The organism is Aquibaculum sediminis, assembly GCF_040712085.1.
Taxonomy (GTDB): domain Bacteria; phylum Pseudomonadota; class Alphaproteobacteria; order Kiloniellales; family DSM-21159; genus Aquibaculum; species Aquibaculum sediminis.
This window is the reverse complement of sequence record NZ_JBFCVK010000005.1, coordinates 289,263-314,766: the sequence shown is the minus strand read 5'-3', so window position 1 is coordinate 314,766 and position 25,504 is coordinate 289,263. Positions and strand designations below refer to the sequence as shown.

19 protein-coding genes are annotated in these 25,504 nt (G+C 65.7%); 8 read left to right on the top strand and 11 right to left on the bottom strand.

Going from position 1 to position 25,504, the window contains the following annotated elements:
• Positions 1-53 precede the first annotated feature (53 nt).
• Positions 54-2,336: a S8 family serine peptidase gene (locus ABZ720_RS10345; protein ID WP_366555440.1), complete on the top strand. Its 2,283-nt coding sequence runs from the start codon at positions 54-56 to the stop codon at positions 2,334-2,336.
• A gap of 322 nt (positions 2,337-2,658) precedes the next feature.
• Entirely contained in the window at positions 2,659-4,278 is a 1,620-nt protein-coding gene (locus ABZ720_RS10340) for a FumA C-terminus/TtdB family hydratase beta subunit (protein WP_366555439.1), read from the top strand.
• A gap of 28 nt (positions 4,279-4,306) precedes the next feature.
• On the opposite strand, the gene ABZ720_RS10335 is transcribed toward ABZ720_RS10340, so the two are convergent.
• Positions 4,307-4,951, bottom strand: coding sequence for an XRE family transcriptional regulator (locus tag ABZ720_RS10335; RefSeq protein WP_366555438.1), 645 nt, complete (start codon positions 4,949-4,951; stop codon positions 4,307-4,309).
• Between the two features lie 132 nt (positions 4,952-5,083).
• Between ABZ720_RS10335 and ABZ720_RS10330 the strand changes: the two genes are divergently transcribed.
• Entirely contained in the window at positions 5,084-5,458 is a 375-nt protein-coding gene (locus ABZ720_RS10330) for a hypothetical protein (RefSeq protein WP_366555437.1), read from the top strand.
• Complete coding sequence (locus ABZ720_RS10325; protein ID WP_366555436.1) at positions 5,455-6,000, top strand: hypothetical protein; 546 nt, start codon at positions 5,455-5,457, stop codon at positions 5,998-6,000. The genes ABZ720_RS10330 and ABZ720_RS10325 overlap by 4 nt, the downstream gene beginning before the upstream one ends.
• 62 nt (positions 6,001-6,062) lie before the next feature.
• Here the strand turns inward: ABZ720_RS10325 and ABZ720_RS10320 are convergent, their stop codons facing one another.
• From ABZ720_RS10320 to ABZ720_RS10300, 5 genes are all read right to left on the bottom strand, one after another.
• Entirely contained in the window at positions 6,063-7,373 is a 1,311-nt protein-coding gene (locus ABZ720_RS10320) for an O-acetylhomoserine aminocarboxypropyltransferase/cysteine synthase family protein (RefSeq protein WP_366555435.1), read from the bottom strand.
• 299 nt (positions 7,374-7,672) lie between these two features.
• On the bottom strand, positions 7,673-8,455 hold the full coding sequence (locus ABZ720_RS10315; protein ID WP_366555434.1) for a DUF2182 domain-containing protein: 783 nt from the start codon (positions 8,453-8,455) through the stop codon (positions 7,673-7,675).
• Between the two features lie 3 nt (positions 8,456-8,458).
• Positions 8,459-9,058 (bottom strand): DUF1326 domain-containing protein, encoded by a 600-nt coding sequence (locus tag ABZ720_RS10310; RefSeq protein WP_366555433.1) that lies wholly within the window; start codon positions 9,056-9,058, stop codon positions 8,459-8,461.
• Between the two features lie 105 nt (positions 9,059-9,163).
• Positions 9,164-11,128, bottom strand: a complete 1,965-nt coding sequence (locus ABZ720_RS10305; RefSeq protein ID WP_366555432.1) for a winged helix-turn-helix domain-containing protein — start codon at positions 11,126-11,128, stop codon at positions 9,164-9,166.
• 220 nt (positions 11,129-11,348) lie between these two features.
• Positions 11,349-12,236, bottom strand: coding sequence for a hypothetical protein (locus tag ABZ720_RS10300; RefSeq protein WP_366555431.1), 888 nt, complete (start codon positions 12,234-12,236; stop codon positions 11,349-11,351).
• A 316-nt stretch (positions 12,237-12,552) separates the two neighbouring features.
• Here ABZ720_RS10300 and ABZ720_RS10295 point away from each other — a divergent pair, with 316 nt between their 5' ends.
• The 4 genes from ABZ720_RS10295 to ABZ720_RS10280 all read left to right on the top strand — a co-directional run bounded on the left by ABZ720_RS10295 (position 12,553) and on the right by ABZ720_RS10280 (position 16,388).
• A complete protein-coding gene (locus ABZ720_RS10295; RefSeq protein ID WP_366555430.1) occupies positions 12,553-13,692 on the top strand; it encodes an acyl-CoA dehydrogenase family protein in 1,140 nt (379 codons plus the stop codon).
• Between the two features lie 53 nt (positions 13,693-13,745).
• Entirely contained in the window at positions 13,746-14,810 is a 1,065-nt protein-coding gene (locus ABZ720_RS10290; RefSeq protein WP_366555429.1) for an enoyl-CoA hydratase/isomerase family protein, read from the top strand.
• 68 nt (positions 14,811-14,878) lie between these two features.
• A complete protein-coding gene (mmsB, locus tag ABZ720_RS10285; protein WP_366555428.1) occupies positions 14,879-15,775 on the top strand; it encodes a 3-hydroxyisobutyrate dehydrogenase in 897 nt (298 codons plus the stop codon).
• Positions 15,776-15,923: 148 nt separating this feature from the next.
• Positions 15,924-16,388: a MarR family winged helix-turn-helix transcriptional regulator gene (locus tag ABZ720_RS10280; RefSeq protein ID WP_366555427.1), complete on the top strand. Its 465-nt coding sequence runs from the start codon at positions 15,924-15,926 to the stop codon at positions 16,386-16,388.
• A 146-nt stretch (positions 16,389-16,534) separates the two neighbouring features.
• Here ABZ720_RS10280 and ABZ720_RS10275 read toward each other — a convergent pair whose 3' ends face one another.
• From ABZ720_RS10275 to addB, 5 genes are all read right to left on the bottom strand, one after another.
• The gene (locus ABZ720_RS10275; protein WP_366555426.1) at positions 16,535-17,779 is read right to left on the bottom strand and encodes an EAL domain-containing response regulator; all 1,245 of its coding nucleotides are present in this window, start codon (positions 17,777-17,779) and stop codon (positions 16,535-16,537) included.
• A 346-nt stretch (positions 17,780-18,125) separates the two neighbouring features.
• Positions 18,126-18,419, bottom strand: a complete 294-nt coding sequence (gene rpmB, locus ABZ720_RS10270) for a 50S ribosomal protein L28 (RefSeq protein WP_366555425.1) — start codon at positions 18,417-18,419, stop codon at positions 18,126-18,128.
• Positions 18,420-18,547: 128 nt separating this feature from the next.
• Positions 18,548-18,874, bottom strand: coding sequence for a thioredoxin TrxA (trxA, locus tag ABZ720_RS10265; RefSeq protein WP_366555424.1), 327 nt, complete (start codon positions 18,872-18,874; stop codon positions 18,548-18,550).
• An 82-nt stretch (positions 18,875-18,956) separates the two neighbouring features.
• Entirely contained in the window at positions 18,957-22,490 is a 3,534-nt protein-coding gene (gene addA / locus ABZ720_RS10260) for a double-strand break repair helicase AddA (RefSeq protein WP_366555423.1), read from the bottom strand.
• Positions 22,487-25,504, bottom strand: a complete 3,018-nt coding sequence (addB, locus tag ABZ720_RS10255) for a double-strand break repair protein AddB (RefSeq protein WP_366555422.1) — start codon at positions 25,502-25,504, stop codon at positions 22,487-22,489. The genes addA and addB overlap by 4 nt, the downstream gene beginning before the upstream one ends.

Genomic DNA, 25,504 nt, shown 5'->3' with positions numbered 1-25,504 from the left:
AAGTAGCGCGCGAGGCCGGGCTCGAAGTCTTCTCCGAAGAGGAGCTAGGGTCCTTGGAGGACTATCCGGACGGTTTTCAGCCGGCGGGAGACGCAGCGAGACTGGCGCGCACATTATATGCGACCATTCCCACCGTTGAGTCATTCCAGCAGATGCTGTCGCTGTGGAAGGCTCACCAGCGGGGAGAAAACGCGCCGCATGGCGCCGGCCCCTGGTGGAACGTCTTCGACCTGCTCCTCGAATTGCGCCCGTGGGGGCCGCAGGACCGGCTTGGCGACACGGCGCGCGCTGTTATCGAAGATCGGCTCGCCTTCCGGCTGGACGAAGATCCAATCTCCATCGAGTTTGAAATCTGGCCGACCGTGAGCGCCGCGAAGCGGGCAAGCTGGCGCAGCGAGCTGGAACAACGGGTGGCCGCACGGGAAGGCTCGATCTTGGATCGCAGCTCGATTTCCGAAGATGGCTTTATCTATGAAGCGCTTCTCGTTGAACTGCCTTGCATTGCCGTGCGCGAGATGCTGGCCGATCCTGCCGATATCAACGGTCTAGCCACCCTTGAAGGCGTACAGTTCATCCTGCCACAGACTATCGGCCAGGCCATACCGGATGGTGCCGACGCCGCAGGAGAGGATCGCGTCGTTGAAGGCGCATTCGATCCCGACGCGCCGATCCGCGCCGCGCTTCTCGACGGCACACCTGTAGCGGCCCATCGGTCCCTCGATGGCGGTGTCGTCATCGAAGATATTCACGACCTGGTAAGGTTGTCGCCGGTGGCCCAGCGTTATCACGCTACCGCGATGGCTTCGCTGATCCTGCGCGGCGATCTCCAGGCCGACGGCACGCCTCTAACAGATTCGCGGCTCATTAGCGTACCGGTTTTGATCGACCAGCAGGATGGCGCTGAAACTGCGGGGAACCGCCTCTTCGTCGATATGGTGCACACTACTCTGATGCGGCTGATCGGCACCGACGAGCCGGCGGCACCGGACGTCTTTGTCGTCAATTTCTCGATCGGGGTCCGCGACAGTCACTTCTCCGGCCGCATCAGCGCGCTCGCGCGGCTGATGGACTGGTGGGCGGCGAAGGAAGGACTGTTGTTTGTTATTTCGGCAGGCAATGTCGGCAATCTCGCCCTTCCCGGGACGACTGCGATGGATTTCGAGAACGCCACGATCGCTGCCCGCCGGGCTACAGTTCGCGAGGCAATGCGCGATGGCATTTTCAACCGCACGCTTCTGGCGCCGGCGGAGTCATTGAACGGCCTGACCGTGGGCGCATTGTCGCTTGATCACGTTAATCAAACGCCTCCGCAGCAGGCCGGCATTCTAGAACTGGAGGAGGACGGCGAGTTCGTGCCGCAGATGACCAGCGCGCTTGGGCTGGGCTCCCGCCGGTCCATCAAGCCCGATCTCGTTGAGGCGGGCGGGTGCCTTGAAGTGCGCGCTATGCCCCAAGGGACAGATGTCAGCTTGCGGGGCATGCAGTCCAGTCGGACCGGTTTGGTTGCAGCGTCACCGCCAGGACAAGACGCGACGCAAAAATCCCGCGGCACGAGTCCTGCGGCTGCCCTAGTCACCCGTTCGCTATTACGCGCAGCCGCAGCGCTCACGGGAGAAGATGGCCCCTATGAGGGACTGGAACTGTCCCGTCAGCAGAACGCACTTCTGACCCGGGCGTTGGCGGTGAATGCCGCCAGATGGCCCCAGGATGCGCTCGATCTCTATGATGAAGAGAAAACTCGGCTAGGAAGCAGCCAACATCTTCGCGCAAAGGAGGAAGTCTGCCGCCATTTTGGGCACGGTTATTTGGACGGCGGATTGATGCAGGAGTCTCCTGAGGCAGGCGTGACGATGGTCGGCCTGGGATCGATCCGCAAGAATGGTGCGCAGGTTTTTAGGATGCCCGTACCGCCATCACTGTCGGGAGAGAAGCTTCCCCGTTCCATGCGCGTGACCCTCGCCTGGTTTTCACCGGTCAATCCTTCGCGCGCTCAATACCGGCTGGCTGCGTTGGAAGCCGTAGCGGTCAACGACGCCGATGAAGACGACGACAGGTGGGGTTTCGACATGACCCCCGACGGGCTTGATGCGAACATCATCAAGCGCGGATCAGTATGGTCCAAGCGGCTGAAGAACAGAATCCAGACGATACCCGAATTCGGTGATGACGCCGACATCCCGATCCGGGTGCAGTGCCGTGACGCATCCGGTGGCGGGCTGAATCAGGATGAAGATATCCTGTATGCCATAGCCGTGACGCTTCAAGTCGAAGCCGAGGTCCAGTTCGATATTCATCAGGAAATCGAGCAGGCATTGCTTGTTCGGGCGCAGGCATAGTACGGGCATCGTCTGATCGGTGAAGGTGCGTCCGGCACGCCGAACCGGGCTATAGGCGCTGCGCGCTCGGAACCGCCTCCGGTACTTCCGTCATGCGGCGACTATCCCTTGCGCTGGCTATTGAGCGTTCTGGAATGTCGGCTTTCAAGACGCGGCAGAATTGGTCCCCACGTCCTATATGGGCGCGCGAAGCGGACATCTGGTGGCTATCAGGCAGCTCAGCCTTCCCCTTAGCCTATTTTGGAGGGGTATAGAGGGCTATAGAGTAGACATAGTTCTCATCGCTATCCCGCATGTCCCGCCTGAAAGGGAGATGGCACTCATGGCCGAGGCTGACTATGCGCCGCTTTTCCAGCACGGGCCCGATCGCACGGACTACGAGCGCCTGGGCGACGGAGGCGTGGTGCGCGAGCGCTGGCGGGGCCGCGATTGGCTGATCGTACCGCGGGAAGCCCTGGCCGACCTGGCGGCGGAGGCCTTTTCCCGCATGGCGCATCAGCTGCGTCCCAGCCATCTGGCCCAGTTGCGCGCCATCCTCGACGACCCGGAGGCCAGCGACAACGACCGCAGCGTGGCCAGGGCCCTGCTGCACAATGCGGTGATCGCCGCCGCCGGCGCCTTGCCGCTCTGCCAGGATACCGGCACCGCCATCGTCATCGGCGAGAAGGGGGAGGGGGTGCTGACCGGCGGGGAGGACGCCGCCGCTTTCTCGGACGGCATTGCGCGCACCTATGCCACTCGCAATCTGCGCTTCAGCCAGCTCGCACCGCTCTCCCTCTATGAGGAGCGCAACACCGGCAGCAACCTGCCGGCTCAGATCGAGGTCGCCGCCGGACCGGGCAGCGACTATCGCCTGCTGTTCGTCGCCAAAGGCGGAGGCAGCGCCAACAAGACCTTCCTCTTCCAGCAGAACACCGCGCTGCTTTCGCCCGAGCGCCTGCGGGCCTTTCTGGCGGAGAAGGTGGCGACCCTAGGCGCTGCGGCCTGTCCGCCCTATCACCTGGCCCTGGTGATCGGGGGACTGTCGGCCGAACAGACCCTCAAGACCGTCAAGTTGGCGAGCTGCCGGGCGCTGGATAACTTGCCGGAGAGCGGCGATGCCAGTGGTCGGGCTTTTCGCGACCGGGCGCTCGAGGCCGAGGTGCTGGCGATCACACGCGAACTGGGGATCGGCGCGCAGTTCGGCGGCAGGTACTTCTGCCATGACGTGCGGGTGATCCGACTGCCGCGTCACGCCGGCTCGCTGCCGGTCGGGCTGGGGGTGTCCTGCTCCGCCGACCGGCAGGCGGCGGCAAGGATCACGGCGGAGGGCGTCTTTCTGGAGCGCCTGGAAGCTCATCCGGAACGCTTCCTGCCGGAGTTGGATGAGCGCGTCGCGCCGGCGGTTTCCATTGATCTCACCCAGCCCATGGCGGCCATTCGGCGTCAGCTTTCCACCTTGCCCGTGGGCACACGGCTCTCGCTCACCGGTCCTTTGGTGGTGGCACGGGACAAGGCCCATGCGGCGCTGGCCGCGCGTCTCGCGGCGGGAGAGCCCCTGCCGGACTATGTGCGCGACCATCCCGTTTACTACGCCGGCCCGGCCAAGACACCTGAGGGCATGGTCAGCGGCGCCTTCGGACCGACCACGGCCGCGCGCATGGACGGCTACATGGAGGCCTTTCTCGCCGCCGGCGCCTGGCCAATCAGCCTCGGCAAGGGCAATCGGAGTGCGGCGGCGGCCGAAGCCTGCGCGCGCCACGGCGGTTTCTACCTCGGCACCATCGGCGGCGCGGCTGCGGCCATCGCGCGCGACCACATCCGTTCGGTGGAAACGTTGGACATGGAAGAGTTGGGGATGGAGGCGGTGCGCCGGATCGAGGTCGTCGACTTGCCGGCCTTCCTGGTGATCGACGACAAGGGGCGCGACTTCTACCGGGACGGCGCTCCGGGCGCAGCATGAGCCATCCCATTGTAACAAGAAAAATTGTTTATCCGTTGTAGTAGACGCCCACCACCAGGTGCAGGTCGTTCACCTGGCTGCGGGCGATCTCGAACTCCTGCGCGGGATTGAGTTGGCGCAGGCGTAGCCGCCCGGCGTCGAGGCTGACCAGTTCCTTCACCCAGGCGCGATGCTCGCCGTCCTCGGCCGCCACGATGACCAGCACGTCGCGCCCGGGACGCACCGGCCGCTGCGGATGGATCAGCAGCAGGTCGCCCTGGCGATAGCGCGGCTCCATGGAATCGTTGACCACGTACATGGCGAAGGCGTCGCGCACGGTGGCCAGAGGGGCGGGGCGTTGGATCCACTCGATGGGGTCGAAGGTGACCACCATGCCGTCGGGACCGGCCTGGGCGCTGGCAAAGACCGGCAGGTCGCGGGCGTTGAGCAGAGCCCCGCCGGCCAGCGGCTCCGCCGCCTCGGTTGCGGCGGGCTGGTAGCGGCCCTCGGCCAGAGCCTTGGGGTCGGCGCCCATCACCTCGGCCAGTCGCAGAAGGTAGCGCGGGTTGCGGATGCTGCCGGCCTCGAGCTGCTGCACCGCCTGCTGCGACACGCCGAGGCGTGCTGCGAGCTGCGGCTGTGACAGCCCGGCCGAGCGGCGCCAGCGCCGTAGAGTCTGAGCCAGCGTATCCATGGCCGCACTTTGCCATAACGCTCTGGATCGGGCAACAAGGAATGTAGCGAACAACAAGAAAAATAGTTGAAAAGAGAACAAACACCGAACATACTTCCCGGGTCGATAGGCAAGCCGAGAGGGAGGCAGGCGATGGCGGCCCAGCGCAAGGAAAAGCAGGAATCGGTCAGGGAACCAGTTGAGAGACCTGATCCACTCGACAACGAGGCAGAGGAGGAGGTGCGGGAAAGCCTGCACGCCATGGCCGCCCGACTGCATCCCGGCGTGGACTGGGAGCGGATGAGCCCCGAGTCCGTGCGATCTGCCTTGGGGCTGGCTCCGGAGGGCTGCCGAGAGGGCCAGGAGTACCTTTGCGGCCGCCTGGCACGCGGTGCCGGCGATCCTCTGCCCCAAGTTGGCAGTCTGGCGTTTCGGTTGGGCTGGCGCCACGGCCAGCCGGCCAAGTCGCGGCGGCGACGCTGGCGCGCCCGTCCGGTCGCAACGACGGTGAAAGGAGGCTCGGCATGAAGCGGGGGCGCGGTCGTGGCGACCCCGGCAGGGGCGAAAGAGGGCAGGACGCGCTCGCGCTGCAGCGGCGCCACAGTCCGACCGAGCGTGTGGACATTCTGCTGGACCGCTGGCTCGAGACGGCGGACGAAATGAGCGTGGTGCGCGAAGAGCGCCAGTCCGTCGAACGCCGTGTGCTGGACGCGCGGCTCTGGGGATCACTGGGAGCGGGGCAGCAGCGCGCAGCTTTGCGGCTGGAAGCCGGCTTTTCCATCCTGTCCCGGGGCATCGGCATGCAGGCCAGCGCCATCGGCCGGCCGCGGCTCGACGGCACGCCCCAGGAGCCAGACTACCCGCAGGAATTGGTGGAGGATTACCTGCGCTGGAGCCGGGCCTGTCGTCAGGAAGGGCTCGACCACGACATGGTCATGGACGTGCTCGGCCAGGGCTATTCCTGCAGCGAAACCGACCGACGTCGGCGGCAACGCAAGGGCAGGGCGGCCCAGGGCCTGCGAGACGCCCTGAGCCTCTTCTGCCGCCTGCGCGGCTGGCCGCCGGAGTAGTGGGTAGGGGACTGGCGCCCAGGGGGAGACTGTTCCCCTGGGCGCTTGTCAGGATGCTGTGCTCAGCCGGCTGCCTTGGCGGCAGCGGCCAGGCCGCGGTCGAGATCGGCCAGGATGTCGTCGATGTGCTCGATGCCGACGGAGAGGCGGACGTAGCTGGGCGTCGCGCCAGTGGCCTGCAGTTCTTCCGGCGTCAGCTGGGAGTGCGTGGTCGTGGCCGGGTGGATCGCCAGGCTGCGGGCATCTCCGATGTTGGCGACGTGATACAGCATCTCCAGGCCGTCGATGAAGGCGCGACCCGCCTCGATGCCGTCCTTCAGTTCGAAACCCACGAGACCGCCGAAGCCGCCCTTCAGGTAGGTCTCGGCCCGGCGCCGCTGTTCGGCATCTTCGTGCAGTGAGGGGTAGATGACCCGGGCGACTTCCGGCCGGTCACGCAGCCACTCGGCCACCTGCTGCCCATTGCGGCTGTGCTCGCGAATGCGCAGCGGGAGGGTCTCCAGCCCCTGGATGAACTGAAAAGCGTTGAAGGGGCTCATCGCCGCGCCGAGGTCGCGCAGCAGCGTGACCCGCGCCTTGAGGCCATAGGCGATGGGGCCGAGCGGCTTTACCGCTTCGGTCCAGACCGCGCCGTGATAGCTGGGGTCTGGCTGATTCAGCAGCGGGAAGCGCTCTGCATGGGCTTCCCAATCGAAGTTGCCGCCATCGACGATGAGGCCGCCGATCGAGGTGCCATGGCCGCCGATATATTTCGTGGTGGAATAGACCACGACGGCGGCGCCGTGCTCGAGCGGCCGGCACAGGAGCGGGGCGGCCGTGTTGTCCATGATCAGGGGCACGCCCACTTCACGTCCGATGGCGGCCACCTCCCCGATCGGGAAGACGTTCAGCTTGGGATTCGGCAGCGTCTCGGCATAGTAGGCGCGGGTCTTGGCGTCCGTCGCCCGGCGGAAGTTCTCCGGATCGGTGGGGTCGACAAACCGCACCTCGATGCCCTGCTGGCGCAGGGTATGGGCAAAGAGGTTCCAGGTGCCGCCGTAGAGGTCGGTGGCGCTGACGATATTGTCGCCTGCCTGGGCGATGTTCTGGATGGAGTAGGCGGAAGCCGCCTGTCCAGAGGCGACGGCCAGCGCTGCAGCACCCCCCTCGATCGCCGCAACGCGCTTCTCCAGCACGTCGCAGGTCGGATTCATGATCCGGGTGTAGATGTTGCCCAGTTCCTTCAACGCGAAGAGATCGGCCGCGTGGTCCGTGCTCTGGAACTGGTAGGAGGTGGTCTGATAGATCGGCACGGCCACCGCGCCGGTGGTGGGATCGGCGCGATAGCCGGCGTGCAGGGCAAGGGTCTCGGGATTTCGGGAATTCTGGCTCATGGTTCACTCCTCTGGTTTTCACGTCTCCGGCGCAGTCCGCCGGCGGGCGAGGGGCTCCACGATGCCGTGGCGCTTTAGCATTTGGTAACCCGGAGCAAGCTGCCCCCTCAAATCCCGGGAGCCGGTTGGGCCGGCCAGTCCGCACCACAAAACAAAAAAACACCGCTCGGCCAAGGCCGGGCGGTGCTCCCAACGCTTTAGCCGTACTTTTATAGCGCCCGCAAGCTGTCTCACTCAAATCGGCGCTGTTCCTGACCTAGCATTGCCATTCTATGCCGTCAAGAAAGGCAGCGCCTTTGCTAGATTGCCAGCAGGGCAAAGTAGACTGCGCCGCCTATCAGCAGGATGCCAGTGAAACGTGAGATGGTCGCGCCAAAGGGTGCCACCTTTTCCGCCGTCACCAGCAGGGTCAGCAGTGCCATCCAGGCCAGGTTCATCGTGCCGCCCACGAAGGCAAGCACCATCAGCGCCCAGCAGCAGCCGATGCACCAGCTTCCGTGCAACAGTCCCATGAGCAGGGCGCCACGGTCGCCGTCGCGCCAGGCGGACATGAGGAAGCCGAAGGGCGAGCGACATTTGGTCAAACAGGCGTCTTTGAACCCTGTCAGTTGATAGATCCCGGCCGTAAGCAGCAGCGTCGCCGCCACCCAGGGGCTGGTGAGCACGCCCATGGGGGAGAGAACCAGGCCCGCCTGAAGACCCCACTGCATTCCAGTGGCCGCAATGCTGTAGCCGGCCCAGGCAACCAGATAGGCGCCGGTGAAGAGAATGCTCCGCCGCCGCGCCACTTCGGGCTGCCGTCGCGCCACGAGCTGCCTGTACAGCAGCACCATGGGCACTGCGCCCGGCAGCATCATTGCCGCCATCATCACGGACCACATCACGAACACGGCCGCGACGTTCGTGGGAGTCCATACGGCTGTGCCCGGCATCATCAGGTGGACCAGTCCCGAATGCATACTGCCCGTATGCATGGTCATTGCTGGCCAGACAACGAGACCCCAGGCCACCAGGATGGCGGCCAGCAGCCCCGCGAGTGTTGCGGGGCTGCTGGTGCGGAGGATACCTCCTTCGCGTTGCATGGTTCAGCCTTCGTAGGCGAAGGGTGAATAGAAGGCGGTGCGGCCCGTCACGTCGCAGCGGATGTCACCCGCCTGAAGCTTGAAGGTGCTGGACTTCGCGACAGTGGCCGGGAATCCCGGCGCCACGGCGAGCGGATGCCCGCTGATCGAGGCCTTGCCGCCGTCGAGCCCTTCGATCGCCTGCATGTCGGCTTCCGCCACGGAGCCCACGTCGAGCCGGCATCCACCCTCGGACTGCTCGAAGCGGATGCGCGCCGGTGCCACCTCCGTCACTTCGCCGATCAGCGGGGACAGATTGGCAGGGTGCCCGCCAGCCGCGCCGGAGAAGATGCGCTGCAGTGCCGCTCGCTGTTGATCATCGGCGCGATCGTCGAGATAGAGGGCCACCCGCCAGTTGCCATCCGTCATACGGCCGGGGGAGTGGAGGGCGAGCGCGACGTTGAGGTCCTCCAGCCGGACGCCGCCGTCCTCGCCTTCGTCGATGTGCCAGCCCACCAGTCCGGTACAGGTGCCGCCGGTCGGCTTCTCGGTATAGACACAAGGGCAGGCGCCTTCGCAGGTGCAGGCTTCCGCGTAGAATCCCTTCAGGTTCCAACTGGCCATGACAGCCTCCTCTGTGTTGAAGCGGTGAAGGTTAAAGTGTGGCGCCGTCCTTACGTTTCTGCATGAGGACTGCATGAGAATTTCATGGGAGGGACTGCAGCGACTTCAGGCTCGGCGGACCTGGTCGTCTTCCTCCTCGCGCAGGGCGTAGCCATATCCACGCACCGTTCGAATCAGGGCGGCTCGCGTGCCGAGCTTGCGACGCAGGGACGCCACCACGGTATCGACGACGTTGCTGCCGCCGTCAAAGTGTCGCCCCCAGATGTCATTCAGCAGAGCGTCGCGCGCGACTGCCTGGCCGGGACGTTCCCAGAGGTAGCGTATCACCTCGAACTCGAGCCGGGTGAGGGGGACCGGCCCGGCCTCACCGCGCAGGCTGCGTCCCGTGACATCCAGGAGCCCCTGCTCTTCCTCCCCCAGTTCCTTGCCGACGAGCCAGGACAGCCAGCCATCCACCGACGCCGGGCCCATGTCCAGCATCGCCGTGTGGAAGGTCGTGCCCTCGAACTCCACGGCACACTCCGGGAGCATGCGAAAGCCAAGTTGCGTTGCAACGGCACTGTAGGCCGCCGGCTCTGCCAGGGTCAGGTAGACCCGGCGCAGCCGCGGGCGCTGCTCCATGTAGCAGCGCTTGATGTCGAGCCAGGCGGCCGCCTGCACCGGCGAGGCCTGTTCGCCCTCCCGCCAGCTCAGCCAACGTCGCAGGAACAGGGCGCACTGCCCGCGGGGCAGCCGGTTTTCGCGAAGGTGGTTCCACCAGCGCGCGGTGATGGGATCATCTCGCAGCAAAGGTTCCGGCAAGGTCGCCGGATCGAACATTACATAGAATCCGGCAACCTCCTGCTCCGGCTGCAGGACCACGGAAAAAGTCTGGGGTGCGCGGTCCCACAGGCGCTCCAGGGCGGAGCGGCAGCCGGCCGGCTCATGGGATCCCGCCACAGCCTTGATCGCCGCCCCGTGTTCGGGCTGCGCCTCGGTTACCGCCAGCGACGAGGATTCCCGCGGAAAGAAAGCGTCTCGTACGGCCGGGTTGCGCAGCAGATAGATCAGATCAGCGGTATATCGCCACAGTTCACCCCCGTGGGTGCCGGCTGCCGCTTCCCTGAGCAGGCGCCAGGCAGCGCGTCGGGCCTGGCGGAAGCCCTCTGGGTTGCAGGCTTCGAAATCGGCGGCGATCGCTTCGCGGATGGCGTCGTGCAGCGACAGACCGCTTTGGTCGGAATCGATGAAGGGGAGGTGAGCAATGCGGTCCAGAAGCGCCTGGCCGCCTGCAGTGGGCGCGACTGCCTCGATAAGGGGCACCGTAATGCGACGGACGACCGAACTGGCGCGCAGGACATCGCGCAGCTCGGAGTCTTCCACCGAACCGAGGTAGAGGCGGGACAGTTGATGGAGAACGCGCTCCAGAGGGGCGTCGCTGTCCAGACCTTCGCTGCGGGCCAGGGTCGCTGCCATCGTGAGAGCGAGCGGGTGGCCGTGGGCAAATCGCACGATCGTTTCTGCGGCATGTGGCGGCGCACCGGCATGTTCGACCAGCTGGCGTGCAGCCGCGTCGTCGAGCGGCCGCAGGTGCAGCGCCCGAAACAGGCCGTGCCAGTCCGGATCCATCAGCCAGGATGGATTGGGAGGAAGGCGGCTTGCGAGCACCAGGCGCGCGCTCGCGGGGAGTGCCGGCAGCAGCGACTGGCGCAGCCAGGTGTCCAGCAGACTGAGATTTTCGTAGTGGTCGAGTATCAGGAGGACCGGATGCTCGCGTCCGGCCAAGACCCTGCCGGCTTCCAGGGGAGACAGAACCGACTGGCCGAGCGCTTCGGAGAGGCTGTGCAGCAGCCCTGTGGCCGTGGGCTCGATACCTGTGCCGTCCAAAAGGACGCTCTCGTTCGCGGCACTGGTCGCTTGCTCGGCCAGGTTCCGCAGAAGCGTGGTCTTGCCGATTCCCGACATGCCATGCACATGCGTGACGATCGGGGCGTCCCCGTCCAGGCAGCGAAGCAGCGCGTCCTGCTCGCGCTCCCGTCCAACCATGCCGTGATGGTTGTTCTGTAGCAGGCGGTCGCGGATCGTGTGCACGTCTGCTCCCTGGGCCGGTCCGGACCCTGGTGCCTCTCCGGTACGCGATCATGGCGTTCGCAATGTTCGAGCGCCGCGCCGGTCAGCTGGAGACGAACTGTGAAATATTATGGATAAATTAGCAATAGGCTGGCGCCATTGCCGGCCAGGGACGGGCAGCACCTTTGGGGGCCGCTTTCACCCGATGTGGGTGGAGTGCTTCACCCTGCCGGCAGCGGGCTCAACTCCATGACACGCGATGCGGGTCCATGAAGGGGATTGCGACCGCGCGGGTCAGGCGCGACAGCAGGGCCAGGCCGCGCCCCTGGCCGGGTTGTCGGTAGGGCACCAGCAGCCGCTTGTAGGTGACCCAATGGCTTTCCCCCTGTGACGGGGAGATCAGCGTCCGTACATGGTCGAAGCGCGGCCGTGCCGATTCGAGCGTCGGCTTGTAGGGATCCCAGACGCGCCGCAGCAGACTATCGGCGCAGGGCGCGAAATCGTAGCGGCGTCCCTTCGCCTCGGCAGCCCAGCTTTCGCCGAAGACCTGCCGCAGCGCCGAGCTCTCGCCAATGTGAGAGAAGAGGAGACTGGCATCCTCCTCGTCCTCGTCAAAGAGCACCAGCTTGTCCATCAGGCCGCGCCGCTCGAACTCCGCGCGCAGTTCCGGTGTGAGATAGCCGTCGCTGTCCTGAAGCCCCTTGAGCAGCAAGCCGAAGCCATTGTGGGAGTTCATTGCCTCGGATAGTGACCGCTGCAAAATGCTGGGGCGGGGCAGGGGCGTGACACCGCTGTAGGCGCGGGTCCAGCGCATGCGGTCCAGGGCGCTGCCCCCTTTGACGTGAAGCTCCTCGTGCCAGCCGACGAAGCAGAACCGCAGTTGTACCGGAACGCGCACCTGGCGCAGATAATTACAGGCCTCGTTCAGGGCCGGTTCGCAGACGTGGCGGATGTCCCAGCTTACGCTCACGCGGTGGCCTGTCTCTTCCAGGCGCAGCATCCCGAAATGGCGGTACATCATTTCCCGGCCGAGCGGGGTGTCCAGGACCGCGTTGTGCTCCCCCGTCGCCTGGCTCTCTGCGGCCTCGCCGACGGGGTTCCACCGCCCCCGATCGTCGATCCACCACACCTTTGGGCACGGCTCTGCCTCTTCACGCACTTGCCGCCGCCGAACTGCCACGCCTGCCATATACCCCCCAGCCCGCCTCTGTTTTGGGCGGTTACTTCCCATTCCTGACCGGCATGCTAGACCTTTGTTTGGCGGGGCTACAACCCGATCTGACGTATTTGAACAACATTCCCTCTAAGGCTGTGGTGAGCCCGGCGGTTTCGTTCCGCAGGGCAGCGAATTGACAGGTCGCGGGCCCTTTCTATGATCGCGGTGCGGCTGCTTTGATTATGATGCCTGCGACCGCGTTTTAGCGCGCAGGTGGGGAGATTGGGTCATGGATTTCCAACTCGCAGAGGAACAGCGCGCCTTCCAGGCCATGGCGCGTGATTTCGCACGCGCGGAGATGGCGCCCCATGCCGCCAAATGGGATTCCGAATGCGTCTTCCCGGTTGAAGCGTTGCGCAAGGCAGCCAGCCTGGGATTTGCCGGCATCTATGTCGGCGAGGATGTGGCCGGGTCGGGTCTCTCGCGCCTTGATGCGGCGATTATCTTTGAGGAGTTGGCGGCGGCGTGCCCCTCGACAGCGGCCTACATGTCTATTCACAACATGGCCGCCTGGATGATCGATCGTTTCGGCAGCGACGCGCAGCGCAACGCCTTCCTGCCGAAGTTGATGAGCATGGAGCATTTTGCCTCCTACTGCCTGACGGAACCGGGTGCCGGCTCCGATGCGGCCAACCTGCGCACCCGCGCGGAACGTGACGGCGATCACTATGTGCTGAACGGCAGCAAGGCCTTCATCTCCGGCGGCGGCAGCAGCGACATCTATGTCGTGATGTGCCGGACCGGAGGAGAGGGGGCCAAGGGCATCTCCACACTGGTCGTGCCCAAGGACACGCCCGGGCTGTCCTTCGGGCGCAAGGAAGAGAAGCTGGGCTGGAACAGCCAACCCACAGCCGCCGTGATTTTCGAGAACGCGCGGGTGCCGGTCGCCAACCGCCTTGGCGAGGAGGGTGATGGCTTCAGAATCGCGATGATGGGCCTCGATGGCGGCCGCCTGAACATCGCGGCCTGTTCCCTGGGGGGCGGACGTGCTTCACTGGAGGCTGCGTTGGCCCACGTGAAGGAGCGGCAGCAGTTCGGGAAGCCGTTGGCCGAATTCCAGGCCACGCAATTCAAGCTGGCGGATATGGCGACGGAACTGGAGGCCGCACGCCTGCTGCTGCACCGCGCAGCAATGGCTTTGGATGCCGCTGCGCCGGATGCGACCCAGCTCTGCGCCATGGCCAAGCGCTTCGCCACCGATGTGGGGTTCAGGGTTGCCAACGAAGCGCTGCAGCTTCACGGCGGCTACGGCTATATTCGCGAGTATCCCATCGAGCGCTACCTGCGCGATCTCCGTGTGCATCAGATCCTGGAAGGGACCAACGAGATCATGCGCGTGATCATCGCGCGCCGCCTCCTGGCCCAGTGAGCGCGGCTCTAACTGATGAACGAAGCAGTTTTGACCAACAAGAAGGAAACAGTATGACCGAAGAGCCAGAGATCCTTTTCGAACAGCGTGGCCCGCTGGGGCTTGTCACGCTCAACCGGCCCACGGCGCTGAACGCGCTTACACTCGGCATGATCAGGGAACTGCAGACCAGGCTCCATGCCTGGGCCCAGGACCCCTCAGTGGCCGTGGTGGCGATCCAGGGGGCCGGGGAAAAGGCTTTCTGCGCCGGCGGTGACGTGCGTGCGGTCTGGTCCGCGGGCAAGGAGGGCGGCTCCCTCAGCCGCGAGTTCTTCTATGAGGAATACACCGTCAATCGGACCATCCATGCCTTCCCGAAGCCCTTCGTCGCCTTGGTCGACAAGGTCTGCATGGGCGGCGGGGTCGGGCTGTCGATTCATGGCAGCCACCGCGTGGTCGGCGACAAGACAATGCTGGCCATGCCGGAGACGGCCATCGGTCTCTTTCCCGATGTCGGCGGCTCCTGGTTTCTGCCGCGCCTGCCCGGCCGCTGCGGACTGTGGATGGCGCTGACGGGTGCGCGCCTGAAGGCGGCCGACTGCTTGCAGCTTGGCATCGCCACGCACTTCGTGCAGAGCGCACGGCATGGCGACCTGATCGATGCTTTGGCCGAGGCCGATTACGGCGAGGATGCGGCCGCGGCAGTCAATGGCGTTCTGGGTCGGTTGTCTGGCGATCCGGGGCCCTCGGCTGTGCAGCCCTACCTCTCCGACATTACCCGCCTCTTCGCGGCGGAAACGCCGGAAGCGATCCTGGAGGCTCTGAACGCCGATGGCGGTGATTGGGCGCGCGAACAGCGCGACATTCTCGCCACACGCTCCCCCACCTCGATGAAGATCACTGCGGAGCAGCTCAAGCGCGGCGCCGATATGAGCTTCGACGACTGCATGACCATGGAGTATCGTATGAGCCAGGCCTGCATGGCGGGACACGACTTCTACGAAGGCATTCGCGCGGTTCTGGTGGACAAGGATCACAGCCCCACCTGGGACCCGGCGAGCCTCGAAGCGGTCGATGCGGCGCTGGTGGAGCGGCACTTCGCGCCACTGGGAGAGCGTGATCTGCTGTTCAAGGTCTGAGCGGGGCCAGGGGCCAGAAAGGCCGGCGCATCGACCGGCCAGGCCGAGCGAGAACAGGGAGGAAAGATATGGCGGCAATCGCATTCCTGGGTCTGGGCAACATGGGCGGCCCGATGGCACGCAACCTGGTGGCGGCGGGCCACCAGGTGCGCGGCTTCGATCCCTCCGAGGGTGCCAGGCAGGCGGCTTCGGAAGGCGGCGTTGAGATTGCGGAAAGCGCGGCCGCGGCCTGTGCTGCGGCCGGGGTTGTCTTCACCATGCTGCCGGCCGGCAGCCATGTGCGCGAAGCCTACCTGGGGGAGGGCGGTATTCTCGCCAGCACCCAACCCGGCGCCCTCTTCATCGATTCCTCCACCATTGACGTCGCCAGTGCCCGCGCGGTGCATGAGGCCAGTGCGGCGGCCGGCTTCCTCATGGTGGATGCGCCGGTCTCGGGCGGCGTTGCCGGAGCGGAGGCCGGAACCCTGACCATGATGGTGGGGGGCAGCGAGGCCGCCTTTGCCAAGGCACAGCCCTTCCTGGACGTGGTCGGCGGCAAGGTCGTGCACGCGGGCCAGCCGGGCAACGGTCAGGTTGCCAAGGTCTGCAACAACATGATGCTGGGTATCTCCATGCTGGCTGTGTGCGAAAGTTTCTCGCTGGGCGAGAAACTTGGCCTCGATCCCAATACGCTTTTCGAGATCTCCTCGGCCTCTTCAGGCTCCTGCTGGGCAATGCTGAACCATCATCCCTTGCCCGGCATCGTTCCCACCGCCGCAGCCAATCGTGACTACAAGCCAGGCTTTGCCGCAGCCATGATGCACAAGGACCTGAAACTGGCGCAGGAAGCGGCCGCGCTGGCCGACTGCGCGACCCCGATCGGTGCGGAAGCGGCCCAGCTCTATAGTCTTTTCGTGGCGGCCGGCCACGGTCATCTCGATTATTCGGCCATCGTTCGTATGATACAAGGTAAGGCCACAGAGTAACCGAGAGTTGTTATGTCTGAATCTCCTTCAGTGGAACTGGCAGGTTATTTCCCTTTGAATGCAGGCTACCCTGTAGTACTGACTTATGAAATATACTACTAAAGGCTCTTTGGGCGAGTCGCTTGATGGGCTTGGTTGGAGGATCGGAGTGAAGGCCACTTACATAGAAACCATTCGCATGGTCGAGAGATTGCATCGACAGTGCATGGAAGTGATCAAAGGGGAAATCGATCGGCGGGGCATTCGGGACCTGAACAATATCCAGGCCTTGATTCTCTACAACATCGGAGATGGCGAGCTGTCCGTGGGCGAGCTGACCCAGCGCGGTTATTATCTGGGCTCCAATGTTTCCTATAACGTGAAGAAGCTGGTCGAGAACGGCTACCTGATCCAGGAGCGCTCGGCGCATGATCGCCGCTCGACCCATGTGCGGGTCAGCGAGAAGGGGCAGAAGATCTCACGCTATCTCGATGAGTTCTTCGAGCAGCACGCCAAAGGGCTGGACGAGATCGGGTTGGAAGAGTCGGATTTGGAGAAGACCGGCAGTGTGCTCACGCGGCTGCTGCGCTACTGGTCCACTCCAACGCAGTATACCAGCGCCTACGAACGCTAACCCGGGGCTTAGAGCGGGTCGCGTTCAATTGGAATCGCTATGCGATCCAATAGTACGCGTGCTCTACACCCTTTGAAATCAGACCGGATTCACGCATTTAATCTGAACCCGATGTGGTTCAGATTAAATGCGATCCGGTCTGGGGCTCAGGCGCGTAAGGAGGAGGCAGAGCCCCTGCCGCCGTTGCTGTCCTCCTGCTGATTGAACCACTCCACGGCGGTCCTCCCTTCCATGGGGTGGCCGATGAAGTAGCCTTGAGCGTAGGCACAGCCCACTGTCGCCAGGAAAGACAGGGTCCATTCGTCTTCCACGCCTTCCGCAGTGACCCGCAGTCCCAGGCGACGGCCCAGGTCGGTAATCGAGGTGATGATCTTCTGCGCCTCCTCCGACTGCTTTGCTGTCGTTACGAACTTTCGGTCGATCTTGATCGTCGTACACGGCAGGCGCAGCAGTTCCGACATCGAGGAATAGCCGATGCCGAAGTCGTCGATGCTCAGCTGAAAGCCGTTTACTCGCAGGCGCGTCAGGATGTTGAGCGTGGTGGTCGGGTCCGACACGCGACCGGTGTCCGACAGCTCCAGCACAATGCGTTCGGGGGCAATGTCTATGGACTTGGAGGCTGCCGCGATGCGGTCGATGAAGGAATCGCCGTGGAAGCTGTGTGCCGAAAGATTAAAGGCAAGAAACAGCTCCGACTCGCGAAAATGCCTGCTGAACCACATTAGACCCTGAGAGACGATGGTCTCGGACAGTCGGTCGATGAGTCCGGCTGTCTCCGCAACTGAAATGAAATGCTGCGGCAGGAGCAAGCCCGCTTGCGGGTGGGACCAGCGCACCAGGGCCTCGAAGCCGGCAGGGGTGCCGGTGGCACAGTTTATCACCGGCTGGTAGTGAAGCGTGAAATGGCTGTCGTTTAATCCCTGGGCAATGCTGTCTGCCGAGACAGCGGGATGGGCCTTGGGCTTGTAATCTGTCTCGCTGGGCTTCGGGACAGTGGATGTCTCGCTCGTGTCAAAGAGCAAGGCGCGCAGCTTGCTGCTGCTGAACGGCTTGATCAGGACACCGGCGACCGTGAGACCGTCTTCCTCGGCCATGGCACGCGCGGCACCGAGCACCGGATCGTCGAGGCCGCTGAGGATGATGATCCGGGCCTTGCACCCCATGGATGCCAGCCGCCGCAGCACCGACAGTCCGTCCTCACCCGGCATCGCCAGATCGACGGAAACGTGCGTCGGCTGCCACTCTTCCGCCAGACGCGCGAACTCTTCGCTGTCGGTGGTGGCCTTGGCTTCGAAGCCACTGTTGCGCGCCAAGAGTTCGAGCATGCGACCGATCGCGGGATCATCGTCGATGGCCAGCAGGCGCGGGGTGGGTGAGAACTGCGACGTCACGGAGTCAAATCCTCCGAACGGCTTCGAGACCGCTGGACGCTGGCATAGGTTTGCAGGCGTCACTCATTTGTCTCTCTCCTGACTGTCGCGGGGCGCTCTTGACCGCACCATTTCAGACGTAACTGACGCTGGATCATCTAGTATTGAGAGTACGGTCTGCCTTGGCACTGCGCCAATATGTTTTTTCCGTTTGTACAATAAACGCAATGGCAGCTGTCGGCAAAGCAACCCTGCAATGCAAAAACCCGCGAGCTGCTTATGCAACTCACGGGCCAGCGACTTGGTTCTGCACTACCCCGCCGTGGCGGCAGGGAGTCGTCTGGACGCTTGCCCGCGCCCAGACGTGTCAGGCTTGGGCGGTCGCCCCGGCGTGGGACACCTGGCGCTTGAGGCGCTGCGCCTCCGGGCTCAGGCGGCTGTTGTTCGTGTTGAGCAGGAAGGCGTCGAGGCCACCCTTGTGCTCAATGGTACGAATCGCCGAGGTCGTCAGGCGCAGGCGCACCATGCGCTTGAGCGCATCGCTGTACAGGGAGGTTTGCTGCAAATTCGGCAGAAAGCGACGCCGCGACTTATTGTTCGCGTGGCTCACGTTGTTGCCGGACTGCACGCCCTTGCCGGTGAAGGCGCAACGTCGTGCCATGATTCCGATTCCACTTGCTGCATGTCATAAAGAAACGCCGGATGCCGCAGAGGCCTCCGGTCGCGGTCGGGTGCTTCTACGCAAGCGGGCCCGCTGCGTCAAGGCCGCGGGCCCGCCCACAGAGGAATTCAGGCTTCTATATTCTCTTCGATCCAGGCCTGAAGCTGGTTTTTCGGCAGGGCACCGATCTTCGTCGAGGCTACCTGGCCGTCGCGGAAGATCATCAGAGTCGGGATGCCGCGGACGCCATACTTGGAGGGCGTCATGGGGTTCTCGTCGATGTTGAGCTTGGCGATCTCCACCTTTTCTCCCAGGGCCTGGGAAATCTCTTCCAAGGCCGGAGAGATCATCTTGCAGGGGCCGCACCACTCGGCCCAGAAATCCACCACCACGGGTTTTCCGGACTTCAGGACGTCGGTGTCGAAACTCGCGTCGGTCACTTTGGAGGTGCTCATGGCTTCCTCTTGCCTGTTGGGGGCCGTCATTTGGTTGGGCAGAGTATTGGGAAGCCCGCCGGGAGCGTCAAGGCACCGCTATTCACGCCAGAATTGTATCCAGTATAGCCGAGTCCAAAGGCATGAGCCGGGGCCCGTCGGTCCAGAGCAGGGCGCAATGCAGCTGCCGGCCGGGGTAGATATCGCGCAGCAGGGCGCGGTAGGCGGCCATCTGCCGCAGGTAGGCTGGTGCCACCTGGGCGGCGGTCTGTGGCGGCGGGCGGTTGGTCTTGAAATCGACCACCAGCACCTGCTCGCTATCCACGTAGAGCCGATCCAACTGCCCCGAAAGGGCGAGAGGGCCCTCGGGTGTCTGCACCAGCCCGGCGATCGGTACTTCGGCGCGGCTACCGGGGCCGAACAGCGGCGCGAAATCCGGTGTATCCAGCACGGCCAGGACTTCGGCCAACAACGACTCCGCCGTATCGTCCGCCAGGCCGTGCTGTGGCTGGGCCAACCAGCGCCGTCCGACCGCTGCCCGCTGCCCGGCAGGCAGATCGGGCAGGCTTTGCAGCAGCCGGTGGATCAGGATGCCGCGGCGGAAGGTGCCGTCCTGCGAACCTTGCAGCGGCGAGCGGGGCGCCGGATCGTTTTGGGCGGGGCGCGAAGGAGCGAGGGGTCGCGTTGGCGCCTGTTCAGGCATGGGCTGCTGTTGGACCCAGGCCGGCAAGGGGGGCGTTCGGGCGGCATTCGCCGTCTCGCCCAGCGTGTCCGGACTGGTGGTCTGTGCTGCCTCGATGCGCCAGCCTTCGCCACTCCAGCCTTCGCCCTCGGGCAGTTCTTCCGTGAAATCGAACTCCACCTGCTGCGCCAGTCCGCTGGCAAAGGCCTGCTGGACCAACTCATACCAGTTGCCCTGCGGGGCACGCTTGCTGGTGTGCCAGCCACAGATATAGAGACGGTCTTCCGCGCGGGTCAGGGCCACGTAGAGCAGGCGATGCTGCTCCTCGGCCATCGCCTCGCGCTCGGCCCGGCGAGCTGTCGCTGCGGCACGCACCTCCAGTTCCTGCCGCGGTGTCCAGAGCGGCAGGGGCGCGGGTTCGTCTTGCTGCGGCACCAACCAGAGCAGGCGGGTGCGGTCGTTGGGTAGTTGCAGGGTATCGGGCAGGAATACCACCGGCGCCTGGAGTCCCTTGGCGCCATGCACCGTCATGATCCGCACTTCCTCGCCACCGGCCTCCATGTCGCGCTTGATCTGGCGCGGGCTGCTTTCCAGCCAATGGAGGAAGCCCTCGAGGGAGACCGTGGAATCGCGCTCATAGGCACGGGCGAGGTTCAGGAACTCTTCGATGGGGTCAGCCGCGTCGGGGCCGAGGCGGCGCAGCAGCTGGGTGCGCCCGCCCTGCGCCAGCAGCTCGGCGTAGAGTTCGAAGGGTGGCCGGGTGCGCGCCTGGCTGCTCAAGCGCTTCAGGAAATCGAGTGCCTGATGGCAGGCTTCGTCATCGGCAGCGCGCGCCTGCAGCGCCGCCCAGAGACTGCCGGGGCGATTCCAGGCCAGGTCGAAGAGTTGTTCCTCGCTGAAGCCGATGAGCGGCCCCTTCAACGCAGTGGCGAGGGTGAGGTCGTCCTCCGGTAACAGCAGGGAACGGCCCAGCGCCACCAGATCCATGACCGCCAGCTGCTCCATCAGAGTCATGCGATCGCTGCCGGCGACCGGCACGTTGCGCTGCTTGAGTTCGCGAATCAGCTCCTCGACGAAGGCGTTGCGGCGCCGCACCAGCACCAGAATGTCGCCGGCGCGTAAGGGGCGATCACGGGAGTCGAGCCAGGCCTCGTCGCCAGTCTGGGCGTGAGGGCTGTTGATCCAGGCAGAGATGCGCGTGGCGATCAGGCGCGCCAGACGGGTGAGCGGTGCGGCTTGGCTGCGACGCCCTGGAACCGCCACCCAGGGATCCTCTTCCTCCTCCTTTTCCGGGCTCGGTGCGGGCCAAAGTTCGACCCGGCCGCCCTGACCGACACGCACGGGATCATGCGCCAGCCAGGGCTGGCGGAAGTGCAGGCCGCGCTGGGCCTCATCGTCCTGGAATACCTGGTCGACGAGGCGCAGCACCGCGGCATTCGAGCGGAAGGAGTGGATCAGGTCCACCGGGTCCCAGCGCCGCTCGGCCTCCCGCGCCCGGCCGGCGAAGTAGCCTTGCATGTGGGTGAACTGCTCCGGATCGGCGCGCTGGAAGCGGTAGATCGACTGCTTGGCATCGCCCACGGCGAAAAGAGAGCGCGCCGGCCCGGCGAGACGTGCTTCCGCTGCGCCTTCGCCGGCGAAGAACTCCTCGGTCAGGAGCTTGACCACCTCCCACTGCTCTGGGTTGGTGTCCTGGGCCTCGTCGATCAGCAGGTGATCGAGGCCACCATCCAGCTTGTAGAGCACCCAGGGGGTGATCTGGGCGCGGCGCAGCAGATCACGGGTGCACAAGATCAGGTCGTCATAGTCGAGCAGGGCATGTTCCCGCTTGCCGCGCTCATAGTCCTTCAGAACCGCTGCGCCCAGCCGCAGCAGCGCCCGCGTGCCGCAGGCCAGCGTGAGGGCGCGGTGAGTTTCCCGTACTCTTTCAAGACGCAGGGCTTCGTTCTGCAACGCTTCTTCGGCGTCGGGGTGGGCGGTGCAGAGTTTCTTGGTCAGATAGGCATCGCGCTTTTCCCCATCGGACTTGAAGAACACGGAGAGATAGCTCTCCCAGAGCTCTTGGCGATCGGTGTCTCCGGCCGCAAGCCACGGCCGCAGCAGGGCTGCACGTTTCCAGTCCTGCGTCGTGCCGGTCTCCATGACGACGACCGCCCGACGCAGTGCGGCTCCCTCGAAAGAGGCTTCCGCGCAGGCGCTCGCCAGACAAGCTTCCGGAGTCGCATCAGCGGGCACGCCGAGCTGCCGGGCAACGGCATCGGAGAGGGCTTCCGGCCCCTTGAAGTGGGCGAGCAGTTCGTGCAACCGGCCACGTTCGCCGACGAGCGCCTGCAGCAGGCTCGCGAAGTCGCCTTCCCCCACCAGGGGCGTGATGCGCGCGAGGGCCTCGGCGAGAGCCGGATTGCGGCCGGCGTCGGCCAGCACGCGGTCGCGGGCAGCGGCGAGACGCTCGCCCGCGCCCTGCTCCTCGATCAGACGAAAGTGCGGTGCCACGCCGGCTTCCAGGGGAAAGCGGCTCAGGACCGACTGGCAGAAGCCGTGGATCGTCTGGATCTTCATGCCGCCGGGGGAATCGAGCACCCGCGCCAGGAGTTGGCGGGCACGCAGGCTTTCCTCCGGCTCCGCAGGCCGACCGAGCAGCTGAAAGAGCCTGTCCGTCAGCACCTCCTCATCGGAGGTCGCCCAATGCTGCAGCACCTTTGCCAGGCGGTTGCGCATCTCCGCCGCCGCCGCCTTGGTGAAGGTCAGGCAAAGCAGTCGCTCCGGCGGCGTGCCGCGCAGCAGCAGGGTCAGCACCCGGTCGGTCAGCACCTTGGTCTTGCCGGTCCCCGCCGAGGCGTTGACCCAGACCGAGGCTTCCGGGTCGGCAGCGCGTAACTGCAGCGCCGTGGCGCGCGCGCGCTTTTCCAGGCGCAGGTCTTCCGGGGTTGCGGCCGATCCTTTCGCCTGGCTCATGCCTCATTCTCCCCGCCAGAACTGGCCCATTCCTTGTGGCGCGCGAGGTGGGCATAGTCGTTGAAGCGCGGCGCCCGGCCGGGACGTGGCAGTGCGGGGTAGGGCGTTTGCGGATCGGCGAAGTCCTCGATCCGCCGGCGCAGGCCTTCGAGCGCGATCTCAGCCACCTCCGAGGGCGACGTGCGTGACTGGCCCAGGGCCGAGCGTTCTTCGCCCGCCGGGGTGCCGCCGGTCAGCTTCCAGTAAAGCAGTTCCGCCACCGGGGTCGCCGGAATGCCGGGAAAGCCTCCACTTGCGGCGATCGCGGCTTCAAGCGACAGCTGCGGTGCGTAGCCGGCAACCACCTCCTTGCCGCTCGGCGGGCTACCGGTCTTGTAGTCGACGAGGGTGAGCGAGCCGACGGGGTGCTGCTCAATGCGGTCGGCCTTGGCCGTCAGGATGAAGCCGCCGAACTCCAGGCGTCCGCTGACCTCCGCAAACAGACGCGGATTGGTGGCCCGGCGCTGGCGCTCCTGCTGAACGATCCAGGCGGCGATGCGCTGGAAGCGCGGCCACCAGAAGGCGTAGAGGCCGGGACGGGCGCGCAGCGGCTCGAAATGCGTCCGCGCCAGCTCCAGCAGGCGCGGCTCGGCTTCTGCCGGCAAGTCTGCAGGGAAGGCGGCGACAAAGCCTTCCAGCACGCTGTGGATCATGCTGCCGCGATCGGCCGCACTGGGGTCCGCGTCCAGTGGGTCCAGTTTGCGCAGCTTGAGTATGCGCCTTGCGTAAAGCGAGTAGGGGTCGCGGATCCACTCCTCCACCCCGGTGACCGGCAAGCGGGTCGGGCGCGCGGTCAAGGGTGGTCGTGGCGCCGGACGGCCCTGTGGCTCGTGTCGCTCCGCACGGTCCAGGGCCTGGGCCCAGCCCGCCCAGCGGGCGCTGTCGTCACGGATGGCGTCGGGGACGCCCAGCGCCTGGAAGAGAGCCTCCAGGCGCAAGAGCCAGCGCGAGGGCACCGTTGGCGTCCCATCGACCTTGCGAGCCCGGGTGAGGACCACCTGTTCGGCGCCAAGGGCCTGGATGAAGTCGTGTGCCGCCAGCCCGACACGCCGTTCCAGCGGCGGCAGGCCGAAGTCGACGCGCATGGGGCGCGACAGCCAGGGACCGGGATCGCTCTCCGCCGGCCAGGTGCCCTCAACGAGGCTGCCAAGAATGACGAGGTCCGGTTGCTGCAGGCGCGCCTCGATGGGGCCCAGAATGGCCAGGCGCGGATGGCGGCCGAAGCGGGGGCGCACCACGCGCTGGGCCAGTAGAGTGTCGAGCAGTGCCGGGTAATCCAGGCTGGCCATGCCTGCGCTGGCCTTGGCGGCCTCGGAAAACTCCTGCAGGAAGTCCGCCGCTGCCTCGCCTTCCTCGCCGGACCAGAGACGCTCGGCGCCCGCAGCCTCGCTGCTGCTTGCCAGGCCCTCGGCAAAGGCGATGTGGGCGGCCAGCACATCGGTGAGAGTCCGGCCCACGCGCAGGGCTCTCACGAAGGGGGCGGCCAGGACCTCGAGGCTGTCCAGCAGTGGCGTCAAGGAGGCGGCGACGTCACCTGCCTGCAGCAGGGCGGCGCGCAGCCCTTCGATGCCAGGAGCCGGGCGCGGCCCGCGCAGCACCAGGCGATCGAGCGCGCGCACTTGGCCATGGAAGTTCCCAAGCGCGGCGCCGCCGGCGGCTAAGGGATGCTTCAGGCAGGCAAGCAGCGGCACCGGGGCGAAGCCTTCCCAGACCGCGGCAGCGGTCAGGCGCAGGAAACTGCCGGCTTCGGTCTCCGTCAGGGGCCGTCCGGCGGAGTCGTCGATGGCGATGTCCCAGCGCGCCAGCTCGGCCGCCACGCGCCGCGCCAGCGCCCGGTCCGGTGTGACCAGGGCGGCGGTGCGCTCGGCCGTCTCCAGGGCCTCGCGCAGCAGCAGCGCGATGGCCGTGGCCTCCTCACCCTGGGTTTCCGCCTCGAGGCGCGTGACACCGGCAAAGGCCGCGCGCACCGCCTCCGGCGGGTCCTTGAAGGCACTCCATTGTTGGGTGGCGGCGGCGGGCAGCATGGCCGCGTGCAGTAGCCTGTTTCTTGCGGTCCGATCGGCAGGAAGCGGTGCAAAGGGCGGTCTGTCTTCGAAACTGGAGCGGCCCGGCCACGCCCCGACCGCTTCGCGCTCCACGCCGAGTTGGGCGAGCAGGCGCGCCATGGTGTGCTGGGGATGCGCCGGATCCTCGGCAATGGAGGCCCAGGCTGCGGCATCGCTGTCCCGATCCAGGCCGGGCAGAACCACTTCTCCCTGCGGCAGTGCGGCGATGGTGCCCAGGAGCGCCGCGGTCGAGGGAATGGAACCGGTGGAGCCGGCGGCGATGATGGGCCTGTCCGGCGGATTGCTGATCCAGGCCGCCACCTGGGCTTCGTGCAGGCGCCGCCGCCGCTCGGCCGGGCCGAGGCAGCCGAGTTCGTCCTGCACCTGGGGCCAATGGGTGGCGACGATCTCCAGGAAGCGAAGGGTCTCGCCCCAGTGCTCCGCATAGCGCTCGGGCACCAGATCCTTCAGATGCGTGAAGTCCAGGCCTTCAGTGTCGACCTGGTCGATGAGGCGGGCCAATTCCTGCGCCAGCGGGGCCACCCGCTCCTCATCGGGCGCTTCGGCCCGGCCGGCGGCCTGACCCCAGGCAACGATCAAGCGAGCCAGTTGAAGCTGGCGCAGCAGGGGCGGGACCGCCTGCGGCAGCGTCAGGTCGTCGGCGGGGAGGCCCTCATCGGCGGAGAGCAGCAGCTCGTCGGCGTCCAGATCGCCCAGCGGCAGCAACCGCGGCAACAGCAGCGGCGCGCCGTCCGTCACCCGCAGGAAGGCATCGCGGAGCGCGCGGCAGGCGCGCCGGGTCGGTAGGAGCAGGGTGACGCCGGCCAGAGCCTCGGGCTCGGGAAAGCGCCACAGCAGGCCCCGCGCCAGCGTATCGACGAAGGCGACCCCGCTCGGGATCGAGGATATGCGGAGCCGTTCCGCCGGCAT

Coding starts and splice junctions, on each gene's coding strand:
- ABZ720_RS10340 (WP_366555439.1), top strand. CDS start 2,659: ATGGCCGAGGCTGACTATGCGCCGCTTTTCCAGCACGGGCCCGATCGC.
- rpmB (WP_366555425.1), bottom strand. CDS start 18,419: ATGGCACGACGTTGCGCCTTCACCGGCAAGGGCGTGCAGTCCGGCAAC.
- ABZ720_RS10330 (WP_366555437.1), top strand. CDS start 5,084: ATGGCGGCCCAGCGCAAGGAAAAGCAGGAATCGGTCAGGGAACCAGTT.
- ABZ720_RS10295 (WP_366555430.1), top strand. CDS start 12,553: ATGGATTTCCAACTCGCAGAGGAACAGCGCGCCTTCCAGGCCATGGCG.
- addB (WP_366555422.1), bottom strand. CDS start 25,504: ATGCCGGCGGAACGGCTCCGCATATCCTCGATCCCGAGCGGGGTCGCC.
- ABZ720_RS10335 (WP_366555438.1), bottom strand. CDS start 4,951: ATGGATACGCTGGCTCAGACTCTACGGCGCTGGCGCCGCTCGGCCGGG.
- ABZ720_RS10290 (WP_366555429.1), top strand. CDS start 13,746: ATGACCGAAGAGCCAGAGATCCTTTTCGAACAGCGTGGCCCGCTGGGG.
- ABZ720_RS10320 (WP_366555435.1), bottom strand. CDS start 7,373: ATGAGCCAGAATTCCCGAAATCCCGAGACCCTTGCCCTGCACGCCGGC.
- ABZ720_RS10325 (WP_366555436.1), top strand. CDS start 5,455: ATGAAGCGGGGGCGCGGTCGTGGCGACCCCGGCAGGGGCGAAAGAGGG.
- mmsB (WP_366555428.1), top strand. CDS start 14,879: ATGGCGGCAATCGCATTCCTGGGTCTGGGCAACATGGGCGGCCCGATG.
- ABZ720_RS10310 (WP_366555433.1), bottom strand. CDS start 9,058: ATGGCCAGTTGGAACCTGAAGGGATTCTACGCGGAAGCCTGCACCTGC.
- trxA (WP_366555424.1), bottom strand. CDS start 18,874: ATGAGCACCTCCAAAGTGACCGACGCGAGTTTCGACACCGACGTCCTG.
- ABZ720_RS10315 (WP_366555434.1), bottom strand. CDS start 8,455: ATGCAACGCGAAGGAGGTATCCTCCGCACCAGCAGCCCCGCAACACTC.
- addA (WP_366555423.1), bottom strand. CDS start 22,490: ATGAGCCAGGCGAAAGGATCGGCCGCAACCCCGGAAGACCTGCGCCTG.